17 protein-coding genes are annotated in these 11,909 nt (G+C 65.3%); 11 read left to right on the forward strand and 6 right to left on the reverse strand.

All coding sequences use genetic code 11. The features are described from left to right. Nucleotides 1-1,176 (forward strand): adenylosuccinate synthase (locus Q0S71_RS05540; protein ID WP_295992579.1); only part of this gene is annotated, 1,176 nt, incomplete at its 5' end. 17 nt (nucleotides 1,177-1,193) lie between these two features. Next, the gene (locus Q0S71_RS05545) at nucleotides 1,194-1,739 is read left to right on the forward strand and encodes a phosphoribosyltransferase (RefSeq protein WP_295992581.1); all 546 of its coding nucleotides are present in this window, start codon (nucleotides 1,194-1,196) and stop codon (nucleotides 1,737-1,739) included. Between the two features lie 69 nt (nucleotides 1,740-1,808). On the opposite strand, the gene Q0S71_RS05550 is transcribed toward Q0S71_RS05545, so the two are convergent. The 3 genes from Q0S71_RS05550 to Q0S71_RS05560 all read right to left on the reverse strand — a co-directional run bounded on the left by Q0S71_RS05550 (nucleotide 1,809) and on the right by Q0S71_RS05560 (nucleotide 4,585). After that, nucleotides 1,809-2,033, reverse strand: coding sequence for a glycine zipper 2TM domain-containing protein (locus Q0S71_RS05550; RefSeq protein ID WP_295992584.1), 225 nt, complete (start codon nucleotides 2,031-2,033; stop codon nucleotides 1,809-1,811). A gap of 27 nt (nucleotides 2,034-2,060) precedes the next feature. Continuing rightward, nucleotides 2,061-2,372, reverse strand: coding sequence for a BON domain-containing protein (locus Q0S71_RS05555; RefSeq protein ID WP_295992613.1), 312 nt, complete (start codon nucleotides 2,370-2,372; stop codon nucleotides 2,061-2,063). A 140-nt stretch (nucleotides 2,373-2,512) separates the two neighbouring features. Then, the gene (locus tag Q0S71_RS05560; protein ID WP_295992615.1) at nucleotides 2,513-4,585 is read right to left on the reverse strand and encodes an AsmA family protein; all 2,073 of its coding nucleotides are present in this window, start codon (nucleotides 4,583-4,585) and stop codon (nucleotides 2,513-2,515) included. Nucleotides 4,586-4,784: 199 nt separating this feature from the next. Here Q0S71_RS05560 and Q0S71_RS05565 point away from each other — a divergent pair, with 199 nt between their 5' ends. The 7 genes from Q0S71_RS05565 (at nucleotide 4,785) to Q0S71_RS05595 (ending at nucleotide 9,130) form a co-directional block, all read left to right on the forward strand. Then, nucleotides 4,785-5,180: a DUF4398 domain-containing protein gene (locus Q0S71_RS05565; protein ID WP_295992618.1), complete on the forward strand. Its 396-nt coding sequence runs from the start codon at nucleotides 4,785-4,787 to the stop codon at nucleotides 5,178-5,180. A gap of 14 nt (nucleotides 5,181-5,194) precedes the next feature. Further along, nucleotides 5,195-6,088 (forward strand): OmpA family protein, encoded by an 894-nt coding sequence (locus Q0S71_RS05570; RefSeq protein WP_295992620.1) that lies wholly within the window; start codon nucleotides 5,195-5,197, stop codon nucleotides 6,086-6,088. A 33-nt stretch (nucleotides 6,089-6,121) separates the two neighbouring features. Continuing rightward, on the forward strand, nucleotides 6,122-6,655 hold the full coding sequence (locus Q0S71_RS05575; protein WP_295992621.1) for a ferritin-like domain-containing protein: 534 nt from the start codon (nucleotides 6,122-6,124) through the stop codon (nucleotides 6,653-6,655). A gap of 63 nt (nucleotides 6,656-6,718) precedes the next feature. Further along, nucleotides 6,719-7,021, forward strand: coding sequence for a YqjD family protein (locus Q0S71_RS05580; RefSeq protein ID WP_295992623.1), 303 nt, complete (start codon nucleotides 6,719-6,721; stop codon nucleotides 7,019-7,021). 20 nt (nucleotides 7,022-7,041) lie between these two features. Continuing rightward, a complete protein-coding gene (locus tag Q0S71_RS05585) occupies nucleotides 7,042-7,416 on the forward strand; it encodes a phage holin family protein (protein ID WP_295992625.1) in 375 nt (124 codons plus the stop codon). 39 nt (nucleotides 7,417-7,455) lie between these two features. Then, nucleotides 7,456-7,821 carry a hypothetical protein gene (locus tag Q0S71_RS05590; protein ID WP_295992627.1) on the forward strand — a complete coding sequence of 122 codons (366 nt, stop codon included), beginning with the start codon at nucleotides 7,456-7,458 and terminating at the stop codon, nucleotides 7,819-7,821. A 142-nt stretch (nucleotides 7,822-7,963) separates the two neighbouring features. Beyond that, nucleotides 7,964-9,130, forward strand: coding sequence for a patatin-like phospholipase family protein (locus tag Q0S71_RS05595; RefSeq protein WP_295992630.1), 1,167 nt, complete (start codon nucleotides 7,964-7,966; stop codon nucleotides 9,128-9,130). 44 nt (nucleotides 9,131-9,174) lie between these two features. Here Q0S71_RS05595 and Q0S71_RS05600 read toward each other — a convergent pair whose 3' ends face one another. The 3 genes from Q0S71_RS05600 to Q0S71_RS05610 all read right to left on the reverse strand — a co-directional run bounded on the left by Q0S71_RS05600 (nucleotide 9,175) and on the right by Q0S71_RS05610 (nucleotide 10,249). Beyond that, nucleotides 9,175-9,504, reverse strand: coding sequence for a hypothetical protein (locus Q0S71_RS05600; protein ID WP_295992633.1), 330 nt, complete (start codon nucleotides 9,502-9,504; stop codon nucleotides 9,175-9,177). A 53-nt stretch (nucleotides 9,505-9,557) separates the two neighbouring features. Next, nucleotides 9,558-9,710 (reverse strand): DUF3309 domain-containing protein, encoded by a 153-nt coding sequence (locus tag Q0S71_RS05605; protein WP_295992637.1) that lies wholly within the window; start codon nucleotides 9,708-9,710, stop codon nucleotides 9,558-9,560. 86 nt (nucleotides 9,711-9,796) lie between these two features. Further along, nucleotides 9,797-10,249, reverse strand: a complete 453-nt coding sequence (locus Q0S71_RS05610) for a glycine zipper 2TM domain-containing protein (RefSeq protein WP_295992641.1) — start codon at nucleotides 10,247-10,249, stop codon at nucleotides 9,797-9,799. A 315-nt stretch (nucleotides 10,250-10,564) separates the two neighbouring features. Between Q0S71_RS05610 and Q0S71_RS05615 the strand changes: the two genes are divergently transcribed. Then, nucleotides 10,565-10,876, forward strand: a complete 312-nt coding sequence (locus Q0S71_RS05615; RefSeq protein WP_295992639.1) for a BON domain-containing protein — start codon at nucleotides 10,565-10,567, stop codon at nucleotides 10,874-10,876. Between the two features lie 214 nt (nucleotides 10,877-11,090). Further along, nucleotides 11,091-11,909, forward strand: an 819-nt coding sequence (locus tag Q0S71_RS05620) for an AI-2E family transporter (RefSeq protein ID WP_295992645.1), incomplete at its 3' end; no start/stop codon positions are given.

Consider the following 11,909-nt stretch of genomic DNA (forward strand, 5'->3'; position numbering starts at 1 on the left):
CACACGCTGGTCATCGGCGGCGTCAAGACCGCGCTGCAACTGATCCCGTCGGGCATCATGCGCCCGGGCGTGGCCTGCTACATCGGCAACGGTGTGGTGGTGTCGGTGCCGGACGTGCTGCGCGAAATCGACAAGCTGGAAAAGGTCGGCGTGGAAGTCGCGTCGCGCCTGAAGGTGTCGGACGCGGCCCCCGTGATCCTGCCTTACCACTCGGCGCTCGACCTGGCGCGTGAAGCCAAGCGGGGCGAAGCGAAGATCGGCACCACCGGCAAGGGCATCGGCCCGGCCTACGAAGACAAGGTCGCGCGCCGCGCGATCCGCGTCGCCGACCTGCTGAACGAAAGCCGTTTCGCAGAAAAGCTGGCCGAGAACCTGGACTACCACAACTTCGTGCTGGAACACTATCTGAAGGCGCCCAAGGTCGACTATCAGAAGACCCTGGACGACGCGCTGGCCTACGTGCCGCGCCTGCGTCCGATGGTGGCCGACGTCTCCAGCGCGCTGTACGCCGCGCACAAGGCCGGCGCCAACCTGCTGTTCGAGGGCGCGCAAGGCTCGCTGCTGGACGTCGACCACGGCACCTATCCGTTCGTCACCTCGTCGAACTGCGTGGCCGGCAATGCCGCCGCCGGCGCCGGCGTCGGTCCCGGCATGCTGCACTACATCCTCGGCATCACCAAGGCGTACACGACGCGCGTCGGCTCGGGCCCGTTCCCGTCCGAACTGCCGACCGACGCCGGCGTCGGCCACCACCTGGCGCAAGTGGGCCACGAATTCGGCACCGTCACGGGCCGGGCACGCCGCTGCGGCTGGTTCGACGCCGCGCTGCTGCGCCGCTCGGTGCAGATCAACGGCGTGTCGGGCATGTGCTTGACCAAGCTCGACGTGCTCGACGGCCTGGGAACGCTGCAACTGTGCACCGGCTACACCATCGACGGCCAGCACGTCGACATCTTCCCGGTCGGCGCCGAAGAAGCGGCGCGCTGCGTGCCGATCTACGAAACGATGCCCGGCTGGACCGAAAGCACCGTCGGCGCCAAGTCGCTGGCCGCGCTGCCGGCCACGGCCCGCGCTTACATCAAGCGCATCGAAGAACTGGTCGGCGTGCCGATCGACATGGTGTCCACCGGTCCCGACCGCGAAGAAACCATCGTCCTGCGCCACCCGTTCGAATAAACCACCGAGGAGCTTTCATGACGAATCCGCAATCGAACGAAAAACACCTCTGGGTTAGCTGGGACGAATACCACCGCCTGATCGAGCGACTGGCGCTCAAGGTCTACGAATCGGGCTGGAAGTTCGACCAGGTGCTGTGCCTGGCGCGCGGCGGCGTGCGTCCGGGCGACGTGTTTTCGCGCATCTTCGACGTGCCGCTGGCGATCCTGTCGACCAGCTCCTACCGCGAAGAAGCGGGCACCGTGCGCGGCGACCTCGACATCGCCAAATACATGACGATGACCAAGGGCCCGCTGGCCGGCCGCATCTTGCTGGTCGACGATCTGGCCGATTCCGGCGTCACCCTCATCAAGGTGATGAAGCATTTGACCGACAACTTCGAAGGCGTGACCGAAGTGAAATCGGCCGTGATCTGGACCAAGGGCAGCTCGGCCTTCAAGCCGGACTACCAGATGGAAGAACTGCCGCACAACCCGTGGATACACCAGCCGTTCGAGGACTACGACGGCCTGCGTCCGCACCAGCTGGCGGCGTGGATCAAAAAAGGCGAAGCCGGCGTTTAAGCGGCTATCCTTGTCAAAAAAGCCGGCCTGCGCGGGTCCGCTTTTTTTACGACGCGTCGCGCTGAGCGCTTAGTGCGTAGGCTTGCTCACTTCATTGCCGATGACGCCGCCGACCGCGGCGCCGCCGACGGCGCCGATCGGGCTGCCGCCGGTCAGGACCGAGCCGGCGACGGCGCCGACGCCAGCGCCGACGGCGGTGTTTTTATCCTGGTTGGACATGCCGGCGCAGGCGCTCAGGCCCAGCACGGCAGCGGTCAGGGTGGCGACGGTGGCGATTTTTTTGATGGCGTTCATGGTGTTTCTCCTTGAGTGTTTTAAATGTTATTTCAGACGGATGTCGTTGTTGACTTCTTTGACGCCATTGACGTTGCGGGCCACGTCGACGGCCTTGTTGATGTCGTCCTGGGAAGAGACGAAGCCGCTCAGCTGGACTTTGCCTTGATAGGTTTCAACATTGATTTCGCTTACCTTCAGCGTGGGCTCGTTGACGATGGCCGCTTTCACCTTGGTGGTGAGGGCCGCGTCGTCGACATATTGGCCGGTGCTTTCATGGTCGGACGTGGCGGCACAGCCGACGACCGTGGTTAACATCAGCGCGGCGACGATGGCTGGTATGCATTTAAGACGGTTCATTTCTGGCTCCTGTTAAGAGATGCTGTGCGTTCATGTGGCAACGCCTGCACCGACAAGGCCAGAGTACGGAATCGGACAAAGAAGTTCTGTTCGCCAACGCACACTGTTGTAAAAAGTTGCGCTGGCGACGCAAGAGGCCGTTAGCGGTGGCCCGGCCGGGCCGGATGCAGCGCCGGCGTCTTGCCCGGCGGCGGCGCGACGGGCTGGGCCCGGGCCGCCGCCAGCAGCGCGGCGCAACCGCTGTTGCCGCCGCTGGTGGTGCTGATGAGCGGGGCCAGCGCGGCCACTGGCGCCAGCACCGCCAGCGCCAGGGCGCCGCCGCTGCGCAGCGCCAGCACGCCCTTGTCGACGCTGACGTCGGGATGCTTGAACGGACCGCGCACATACAAGGGCGCGCGCAAGGAGAACACGCGCAAGCCCTTGCTGTCGGGCTTGAGCGTCATGTCGAGCTGCTCGTTGGCCAGGTTGATGGTGCCGGTCACGTTCAGGGTGGCGTCGTCGGTGTCGACGATGAAGCTGCGCGTTTGCATCAGGCCGTTGGTGACGAGGAAATCGGTGGCCATGCAATTGAGCTTGACCTGCTTGTCGCCGGCCAGCTTGGTCAACACCACGTTGCCGATGTTCAAGCCCATTTCTTCGAGCAGCAATTTGCTGATCGTGCCCTGGTCGATCAGGGTCTTGACTTCGCCGTTCGAGCTGCCGAGCAGGCTGGCCACGGAATTGCCGACGGCCGTCAGCGCGGCGTCGCCGTTGACGCTGCCGACGCTGGCCTGCAGGGACGGCAGCGTCGGGAACAGCTGCTTCAGTTCCAGGTGGCGCGCTGTGGCTTTGAGTTCGGCGCGGATGACGTCCTTGCTGACCTTGCCGCTGCCGTCCAGCTTGACGGTCGACTTCAAGGTGCCGCCGGCGATGTCGAAATTGAGCGGCGTCAGCGCCAGCACGCCGTCGTGCAAATGGAATACCGTGTCCAGGTTGCTGAGCGGCAGATCCTTGTCGCGCACGATCTGCCGGGCCTGGTAGCGGACGTCGGTGTCGACGCTGGTCCACCGTTCGGTGCGGAAGGGCTCGGTCGGCAGCACGCGGTCGCTGGGCTGCACCGCCGTCTCGCCGCGGGCGGCCTTGCTGGCGTTGGAGTCGGCGCCGATCAGCGGGCCGAGGTCGGAAAATTGCAACAGCCTGGACGCGACGGTGCCCGACAGCAGGCCGCGCGGCGCGCCGGAACGGTAGTCGAGCTTGCCGCCTATGTCGCTGCCGCCGACGCGGCCGGTGAACTGATCGTAAGTCCAGTGGCTGCTGTGCGCGCCCAGCTCGCCCGTCAAATGGCCCTCGGTGGCGAAGGGCGGCGTTTCCGGCAGCACCACGCCGGTCAGGCCGTACAGCCGCGCCATGCTGGGCGCCGCCACTTTCAGGCGCAGGTCGAGCGCGGTCAGCGCGGTCGGCTTGGTCAGCGTGCCGACGATGGCCACGCTGCTGGCGCCCACGGTCAGGTCGGCCGCCAGCGGATAGGGCGCCGTCTGCCGTTGCAGCGACAGCACGGCGCCGGCCTTGCCGCCGCCGCTGACGGGCTGCTGGTTCCACAGGCCCTTGACGGTCCAGGCCACGCCGTAGCGCGGGTCGGCGTTGACGGTGTCGATGTTGGCGCTGACGTCGGCGCGTTTTTTCGGGTCGCGGTTGTCGGCCACGTAATGCACCGTGCCCTTGGTGAAGATGATGCGCTCGATGTCCAGATGCCAGCTCGATGGCCGGTCCGGATCGCCGAAGGTCCAGTTGTTGCTGTCGTCGGCCGCGCGCCGCAGCAGCAGGGCCGGCGCGTCGAAGCGCAGCACGGGGATGGCGACGCTGTGATGGAGCAGGGCGAAGGGATCGAGCGAGAAGTCGAACCGGCCGACGCTGGCCATTTCCGGCGGCGCGCCGGCCTGCACCATCGCGGCCGGATTGCCCAGGTGGACGTCCTGCGCCAGCAGGTGCGGCCACGGCAGGTAGTCGCGCCAGCCGCGCTGGACCGACGGCGGCAGGGCCGGCCGTTGCCACGTCAGCGACAGCGGGCCCCGGATGGCGAACTGGCGCTGCAGCGCCGTGCCGATTTTGTCGTTCAGCCACGGCCGCGCGCGGTTCCAGTCGTAGCGCTCGATGGCGACGACGGCGATCACGGGGACGGCGATCAGCACGCCGGCGACGGCCAGGGCGATCCGGGTGCGGCGCGGCAGGGACATGGTGTGCTTCTCTTAGGGTGGTGTTTGCGCAGCATAGCCGATGCGGACGGTGCTGCATATTTTTTTCATCAGCCCGGTAATGATGTCAGTTATCTACGCAATGTGCGGCACCGTACTGAGCGCCGCGATCCAAGCGCCTATAACGGTATCCATCGTATGCAAGACCTTTCGATCAACAGTTAATTTGAGGAGAAAAACAATGAGCACTCGTCTTCATCGCAGCACCTTGCAGTTATTGAGCGGCCTGGTCATCGCCATCGCCGCCGTCGGTTGCGCCAGCGACAAAACGCCGGCCACCGCCGATGTCGCCGTCTCGCGCGCCGCCGTCGACAGCGCCACCAGTTCCGGCGCCGCCGACCTGGCCCCGGCCGAGCTGACCTCGGCCCGCGACAAAATGATGAAAGCCAACCAGGCCCTGGCCGCCAAGGATTACAAGGCCGCCAAGGAATGGGCCGACCTGGCCGCCGCCGACGCGCAACTGGCGCAGAGCAAGGCCAACTCGGCCAAGGCCACCAGCGCCGCCAACGAAGTACAACAGAGCGTCAACGCCATGCGCGACGAACTCAATCGCAGCAACGCCAACGCCAACCAATAATTCAGGAGTCCATCATGAAAAAACTGACCTTTATCCCGGCCGTGTTCGCCGTTTCCCTGTTCATGGCCGCCTGCAGCAGCACGCCGACCACCACCAGCATGCTCGACCGCGCACGCGGCGACTACATGGCGGCGCAAAACAATCCTTCCGTGGCCGCCAGCGCGCCGCTGGAATTCAAGGCCGCGAGCGACGCGCTCAACCGCGCCAACGACGCCGCCGCCAAGAACGACAGCCTGGAACACATCGACCAGCTGGCCTATATCGCGACGCAAAAGATCGCCACCGCCCAGCAAGTGGCGAAACAGAAATCGGCCGAGGCCAATATCGCCGACGCCAGCCGCCAGCGCGATGAAGTGCGTCTGCAGCAGCGCACCCAGGAAGCGGACCAGGCCAAGGCCGCCGCCGACCAGGCCCGCATGCAGGCGATGCAGGCGCAGAACGACGCCGCCAACGCCAACGCCGCCACGGCCGACGCCCAGGCCCGCGCCACCGCGCTGGCCGCCGAACTGGCGGACCTGCAAGCGAAGCAAACCGAACGCGGCATGGTCATCACGCTCAGCGACGTGCTGTTCAACACCGACCGCGCCGAACTGAGCGCCGACGGCATGGCCACGGCCCGCAAGCTGGCCACCGTGCTGACGCAAAATCCGGAACGCTCGGTGCTGATCGAAGGCTTCACCGACAGCACCGGCAGCGCCGCCCACAACCTGGAACTGTCGCAACGGCGCGCCGAATCGGTGCGCGCCGCGCTGGTGGGCCTGGGCGTGAGCGCCGACCGCGTCGCCACCAAGGGTTATGGCGAAGCCTATCCGGTGGCCGCCAACGACAGCAGCGGCGACCGCCAGCTGAACCGCCGCGTCGAGATCGTGCTGTCGCAAAACGGCAACCCGATCGCCGCCCGCCGCTGATAAACGCCGTTCATTTAATCGAGGAAGAACATCATGGCTGAAGCACATTTCACCGAAACCGGTCTCGACACCGCCGCCATCCGCGCCGCCGCCAAGAACCTGGACGACGGCCCCGTCACCGACGGCTACAAGGGCGACCGCGAAGGCGTCATCGCGCTGTTGAACGGCGCGCTGGCCACCGAGCTGGTCTGCGTGCTGCGCTACAAGCGCCATTACTACACGGTCAGCGGACTGTCCAACGGTCCCATCAAGGCCGAATTCCTCGAGCACGCCAACGAGGAGCAGGAACACGCCGACTGGCTGGCCGAGCGCATCGTCCAGCTGAACGGCAAACCTGATTTTAATCCGGCAACGTTGCCTAGCCGTAGCCATGCCGAGTATGATGACTCGGACGACGTCAAGGCGATGATCCGTGCCAACCTGATCGCCGAGCGCGTCGCCATCGAGTCCTACCGCCAGATGATAGAGAAAATCGGCGACACGGATCCGACCACGCGCCATTTGTTGATTAAGATCATGGCGGTGGAAGAAGAGCACGCCGACGATATGCGTGACCTGCTTGAATAAGCCGCATGACCGCCAGCTATCACATTGCAATCTCACTTTAAACACCATAACAGGAGCTACATCATGCTGGAAAATAACATCAGTACCGTGAACAACGACGTCAAAACCCTGGTCAAGGATGCCCAGGCCCTGTTCGTGGCGGCCACCGCGCTGACCGGCGAAAAGGCCGAGGAATTGCGCGGCCGCGGCATGCGCGCGCTCGACACGGCCTTGGCCAAGGCGCACGAGGCGCAGCAGAGCGCGCTCGAGGCGAGCAAGGAAATGGCCAAGTCGGCTGATGTCTACGTCAAGGAAAATCCATGGCGTTCGATCGCCGCCGCGGCCGGCGTCGGCTTGCTGGTGGGCGTGATACTCGGCCGTAAATAAGCACCGTGGCCGGATCTGTCATGGACAAGCCCGCGTCGCCGGGTCTGATCGCCTCGCTGGGGGCGGTCACCAGGAACGCCTTCGGGCTGATCTTGTCGCGCGTCGAGCTGGCGGCCGTCGAGCTGGCCGACGCGCGGGCCCATCTGCTGCAACTGGTGATGGTGTTCGCGCTGGCGGTGATGGCGGCCTGTTTCGCCCTCGCCTACGGCACCGTCACCGTCGTCTATCTGGCCTGGGATGCGCTGGGCTGGAAGATACTGCCGATCCTGGCGGCGCTGTTCGCCTTCACCGCGCTGGGCCTGGCCTGGTACGCGGTGGCGATGATACGGCAGGGCAAGCTGTCGCTGCCGGCCACCATGGCCGAGCTCAAGTCCGACCGCGACATGCTGCTGTGAAACGGAGTCCAATATGAGCATCCACATGAGCGTACATCGATGAGCACGGAAAGCGAACGCATGGCCGCGGCCAACAAGGAGCGCCTGATCAAGGAGGGCCAGTTGTACCGGCTCAGCCTGATGCACGCCAAGGCCATGGTCGGCGAGGCCTTGCAGCCGGACGCGCTGTTGCACGGCGCGGTCGATCACGCGGCGGCATTGGCGCGGGCGCGTTTCGGCGCGCTGATGCAGCCGGGCGGTTTGAGCGGCATCAACTTCAAGTCGCTGATGCCCTATCTGCTGACCACCGGCTCCTTTATCTGGCGCAAGAAACTGCTCAAGCCGGTGCTGGGCGTGGCCGCCGTGGCCGCGCTGGGCGGGGCCTGGTTGTTGCACCGCAAGCGCCAGGAAGGCCGGCCGCACTAAGGGCCGGCAAGGCCGACGGCGCAATCCGACGCCGCCCACCGACGACGCCGCCCACCGCGGCGTCTTTTTTTTGGGCGGCGCATGCGCCGGCGGAAATCCCGTACAATGATCCGACCCCATCCACCGCTCAAAGGAGCACATCTTGGCCAAGACTCTCAACAAACTCAATCCTGCCGGTTTGCGTGTCGTGCTGGTGCTGCAGGGCGGCGGCGCGCTCGGCGCCTACCAGGCCGGCGTCTATCACGCGCTGCATGAACACGGGCTGGTGCCGGACTGGGTGGTGGGAACGTCGATCGGCGCCATCAATGCGGCCCTGCTGGCGGGCAACCGGACCGAAGACCGGCTGGCGCGCCTGAAGCAGTTCTGGGAAAAAATCTCGCACCGCGATCCCACCGACATGACGCGCGTGTCCGACCAGCAGCGCCGCTCCAACATCTGGCTGCAAACCATGGACACGCTGGTGCGCGGCGTGGCCGGCTTCTTCAAGCCGCGCCCGTTCAGCCTGTTCCCGGCCGGCTTCCCGGTGGCGCCGGAGCAGGCCAGCTTCTACGACACCAGCGAGCTGGGCGAGACGCTCAATGAACTCGTCGATTTCGATTATTTGAATGCGGCGGGCGGCATCCGGCTCACCGTCAACGCGCTGAAAGTGACGTGCGGCAGCCTGACCAGCTTCGACAACACCGAGCGCGACATCACCGCCGACCACATCCGCGCCAGCGGCGCCTTGCCGCCCGGCTTCCCGGCCGTGCGCATCGACGGCGACCTGTACTGGGACGGCGGCCTGTATTCGAACACGCCGCTGGAAACCGTGCTCGACGACAGCGCCGGCGTCGACACCCTGTGTTTCATGGTCGACCTGTGGGCGGCCGACGGCCCCGAGCCGACCACGCTGGACGAGATCGCCACGCGCCAGAAGGACGTGACGTTCGCGTCGCGCTCGCGGCGCCACATCGACGACTACGTGGCGACCCACCGCATGCAGCAAAAGATGCGCGCGCTGTACCGCGCCCTGCCGGAGTCAGCCAAGACGGCCGACAGCGCCAAGGAACTGGCGGCGCTGGGCGGCGACAGCATCCTGCACATCGTGCGCCTGCCGTACGCAGGCCGCGACTGGAATATGGCGGCCAAGGACATCAATTTTTCCAAGGGCTCGATCGAGTGGCGCTGGGACCAGGGCTACCAGGACGCGCTGCGCGCCATCAAGGCCGCCGGCTGGCTATCCTTCGTCACGCAGGACACGCCGCTGGTGGTGCATGAACTGCCGCCGCTGGAACTGCAGCGGCACGACGAGGCCGACAAGGCGGCATAAGGCCGCCCCGTCGCTTGGCGCTCGGCGCTCGGCGCGCTCAAGGGTCAGCCGCGCGTCGACGTGCGCAGCTGGTCGATATTGGTCATGTCGCGCCGGTAATTGGACTGTGCCTCCCTCAGGCAGGCGGCCCGCTCGCCGGCCGGGCCGCGCTTGCATTCGTAGTTGGCCTGTTGCAGCGCGGCGCCGATTTCCTTGCGCAGATTGCTCTTTTGCGCGGCGGCCGAGGCGTCGTCGTGATACCAGCGCGCCGGATCGCCGTGCGCCAGTTCCTGCCGCTGGTGCGCGGCCACTTCCGGCGGCGTCGATTCCTGCGCCGCGGCGCCCAGCGCGCTACCGAGTAATACCGCCAAGCAAGCCAAATGGATGCGTTTCATGATGGACTCCCTAATGCAAAAAGGGCGCCGTGGCGCCCCTGGTTGAGATGGTGTTACAACCTGCCTGTCAACAACATAATCAACAGCACGACGACGATCAGACCGGTGACGCCGGACGGCGCGTAGCCCCAGCTGCGGCTGTGCGGCCAGGTTGGCAGTGCGCCGATCAAGGCCAGTACCAGAATAATTAAGATGATGGTGCCCATGACTTACTCCTGGTTGAGATAAAAATTCTGGACCGGTGTCGCCGGCCTGGAGGGAACGGTAAACAATTTAACGGTCGTTATTTGTGTCATTGATAGCGGTAGACGCGGCCATCGACGAGGTGCACGCGGTTGCCGGTGCGCAGGTCGTAGACGCTGTCCTGGTCGACGGTGCGGTAGTCGCCGTTGTCCATGCGCACGCTGATGCGGTACATATCGTGCGGCGTGTTGCGGCTGCTCTCGACATCGTTGCCGACCACGGCGCCGCCGACGGCGCCGGCCACGGTGGCGGCGGTGCGGCCGCTGCCGGAGCCGATCTGGTTGCCCAGCAGGGCGCCGACCAGGCCGCCGGTCACGGCGCCGGCGCCGCTATTGGGCGACTCCACCTTGATGAGCTGGATCGAATCGATGCTGCCGTAGGTGGCCGCGTCGTTCGGATTGGTGTAGCTCATGTCCCGCGTCGGCGAGGAATTGCTGGCACAGCCGGACAGCAGGGCGGTGCCGGCGATCATCGTTGCCGCCAGTATGTGAGTGGTCTTCATCATGTGTCCTCCTGAAAAGTATGATGTCAGAATAGCCATGCCAGCGCGGCGGGTCTGTGCGCTGCCGCACTCATATCCGCATCGCAATTCGGCGCCGTCGGCGGCCATGCCCGCGCCGATTTTGCCGCCTCGAAGGTATTGCAATCAAAAAAGCTTGTTGTGTTCGATAGCGTACAGATGGCCACCGCCTATCCACGTAAAACGTCTACATCGGCAACGCAATGGAATGCCGGCAGCCGCACCCACCAGTGCCGCTAGTCCACTGGTCAACGCTCATCTTGAGCATTTTGTTTCACCACTTCGAGGAGTCTCACCATGAAAATCGCCCACAAAATCGCTACCGCCCTGTTCACCGTATCGCTGCTGGCCACCGCCGGCTGCGCGTCGACCGCCACCAAAGAAGGCACCGGCGAATACGTTGATGACTCCGTGCTGACCACCAAGGTCAAAGCGGAAATCTTCAACGAGCCGACCCTGAAATCGACCGAGATCAACGTGGAAACCTTCAAGGGTGTAGTGCAGCTGAGCGGCTTCGTGGCCCAGCCTGCCGACATCTCGAAAGCCGGCGACGTCGCCCGCCACGTCAAGGGCGTGAAAGAAGTCAAGAACGACATCCGCGTCAAGTAATTCAACGCGCTGGAGCGGCGCGGCGCCCGTCACCACGGCCGCCGCGCCGCTCCCACCTTGTCGCCGCGGGCCGTTTTAGTTGCGAGATGCCATGTCCACCACGCCTGCCACCGTCTTACCCGAGGTTGATGCCGCTGCCGATGCAGGCGCAGCCGAGCCGTCCCTCGCCGCTCCCGATTTGCCTTCCGCCGGCGCGCCCACCAACGGCGCGCCGCTGCGCTATCCGCTGCACGTCGACGCGCGCGGGCTGGCGCTGGGCATCATTGCCACCGTCTCCTTCGTGTTCGCCCTGCAATGGGCCAAGAATTTCCTCGTCCCCCTATTGCTCGGCATCTTGATCGCCTACACCCTCAATCCGCTGGTGTGCTGGCTGGAACGGCTGAAGATACCGCGCCTGGCCGGCGCCACGGCCGTCACCGCGCTGATCCTGTTCGGCTCGGCGCTCATCGTGGACAAGGTGCAGGGCGAATTCCAGTCCATCGTCGAACAATTGCCGACCGCCGCCCATAAACTGTCGCACGCGCTGACGGCCGACGTCGGCAAGGGACCGAACGCGATCCAGCGCATCCAGGCCGTCGCCAACGAGCTCGAGCAAGCCACCGCCGGCGCCCAGTCGCGCCGCGCCGCCCGTCCCGCCGCCGCGCCGGCCGAGGGCGGCATCAAGGTCATGGACTGGGTCTGGGCCGGCTCGATGGGCGTGGCCGGTTTCCTCGGCCAGGCCACGATGGTGATATTCCTCGTGTTCTTTTTGCTGCTGTCGGGCGACACCTTCAAGCGCAAGCTCGTCAAGCTGACCGGGCCGTCGCTGAGCAAGAAGAAGATCACCGTCCACATCCTCGAAGATATCAATACCTCGATCCAGAACTATATGTTCATGCTGCTCGTCACCAACGGCCTGCTGGCGCTGCTGATGTGGGTCGCGCTGCGCCTGATCGGCCTGGAAAACGCCGGCGCCTGGGCCGTGGTGTCGGGGCTGCTGCACATCATGCCCTACTTCGGTCCGCTGCTCATCACCGGCGCCACCGGCATGGCC

The sequence above is a fragment of the Rugamonas sp. genome (assembly GCF_025354735.1).
Taxonomy (GTDB): Bacteria; Pseudomonadota; Gammaproteobacteria; order Burkholderiales; family Burkholderiaceae_D; genus Rugamonas.

What these genes read in the sequence shown, in the direction of transcription:
- Q0S71_RS05550 (WP_295992584.1), bottom strand. Translation starts at nt 2,033, where the DNA reads ATGAACGCCATCAAAAAAATCGCCACCGTCGCCACCCTGACCGCTGCC.
- Q0S71_RS05605 (WP_295992637.1), bottom strand. Translation starts at nt 9,710, where the DNA reads ATGGGCACCATCATCTTAATTATTCTGGTACTGGCCTTGATCGGCGCA.
- Q0S71_RS05565 (WP_295992618.1), top strand. Translation starts at nt 4,785, where the DNA reads ATGAGCACTCGTCTTCATCGCAGCACCTTGCAGTTATTGAGCGGCCTG.
- Q0S71_RS05600 (WP_295992633.1), bottom strand. Translation starts at nt 9,504, where the DNA reads ATGAAACGCATCCATTTGGCTTGCTTGGCGGTATTACTCGGTAGCGCG.
- Q0S71_RS05560 (WP_295992615.1), bottom strand. Translation starts at nt 4,585, where the DNA reads ATGTCCCTGCCGCGCCGCACCCGGATCGCCCTGGCCGTCGCCGGCGTG.
- Q0S71_RS05545 (WP_295992581.1), top strand. Translation starts at nt 1,194, where the DNA reads ATGACGAATCCGCAATCGAACGAAAAACACCTCTGGGTTAGCTGGGAC.
- Q0S71_RS05575 (WP_295992621.1), top strand. Translation starts at nt 6,122, where the DNA reads ATGGCTGAAGCACATTTCACCGAAACCGGTCTCGACACCGCCGCCATC.
- Q0S71_RS05590 (WP_295992627.1), top strand. Translation starts at nt 7,456, where the DNA reads ATGAGCACGGAAAGCGAACGCATGGCCGCGGCCAACAAGGAGCGCCTG.
- Q0S71_RS05610 (WP_295992641.1), bottom strand. Translation starts at nt 10,249, where the DNA reads ATGAAGACCACTCACATACTGGCGGCAACGATGATCGCCGGCACCGCC.
- Q0S71_RS05615 (WP_295992639.1), top strand. Translation starts at nt 10,565, where the DNA reads ATGAAAATCGCCCACAAAATCGCTACCGCCCTGTTCACCGTATCGCTG.
- Q0S71_RS05570 (WP_295992620.1), top strand. Translation starts at nt 5,195, where the DNA reads ATGAAAAAACTGACCTTTATCCCGGCCGTGTTCGCCGTTTCCCTGTTC.
- Q0S71_RS05580 (WP_295992623.1), top strand. Translation starts at nt 6,719, where the DNA reads ATGCTGGAAAATAACATCAGTACCGTGAACAACGACGTCAAAACCCTG.
- Q0S71_RS05585 (WP_295992625.1), top strand. Translation starts at nt 7,042, where the DNA reads ATGGACAAGCCCGCGTCGCCGGGTCTGATCGCCTCGCTGGGGGCGGTC.
- Q0S71_RS05555 (WP_295992613.1), bottom strand. Translation starts at nt 2,372, where the DNA reads ATGAACCGTCTTAAATGCATACCAGCCATCGTCGCCGCGCTGATGTTA.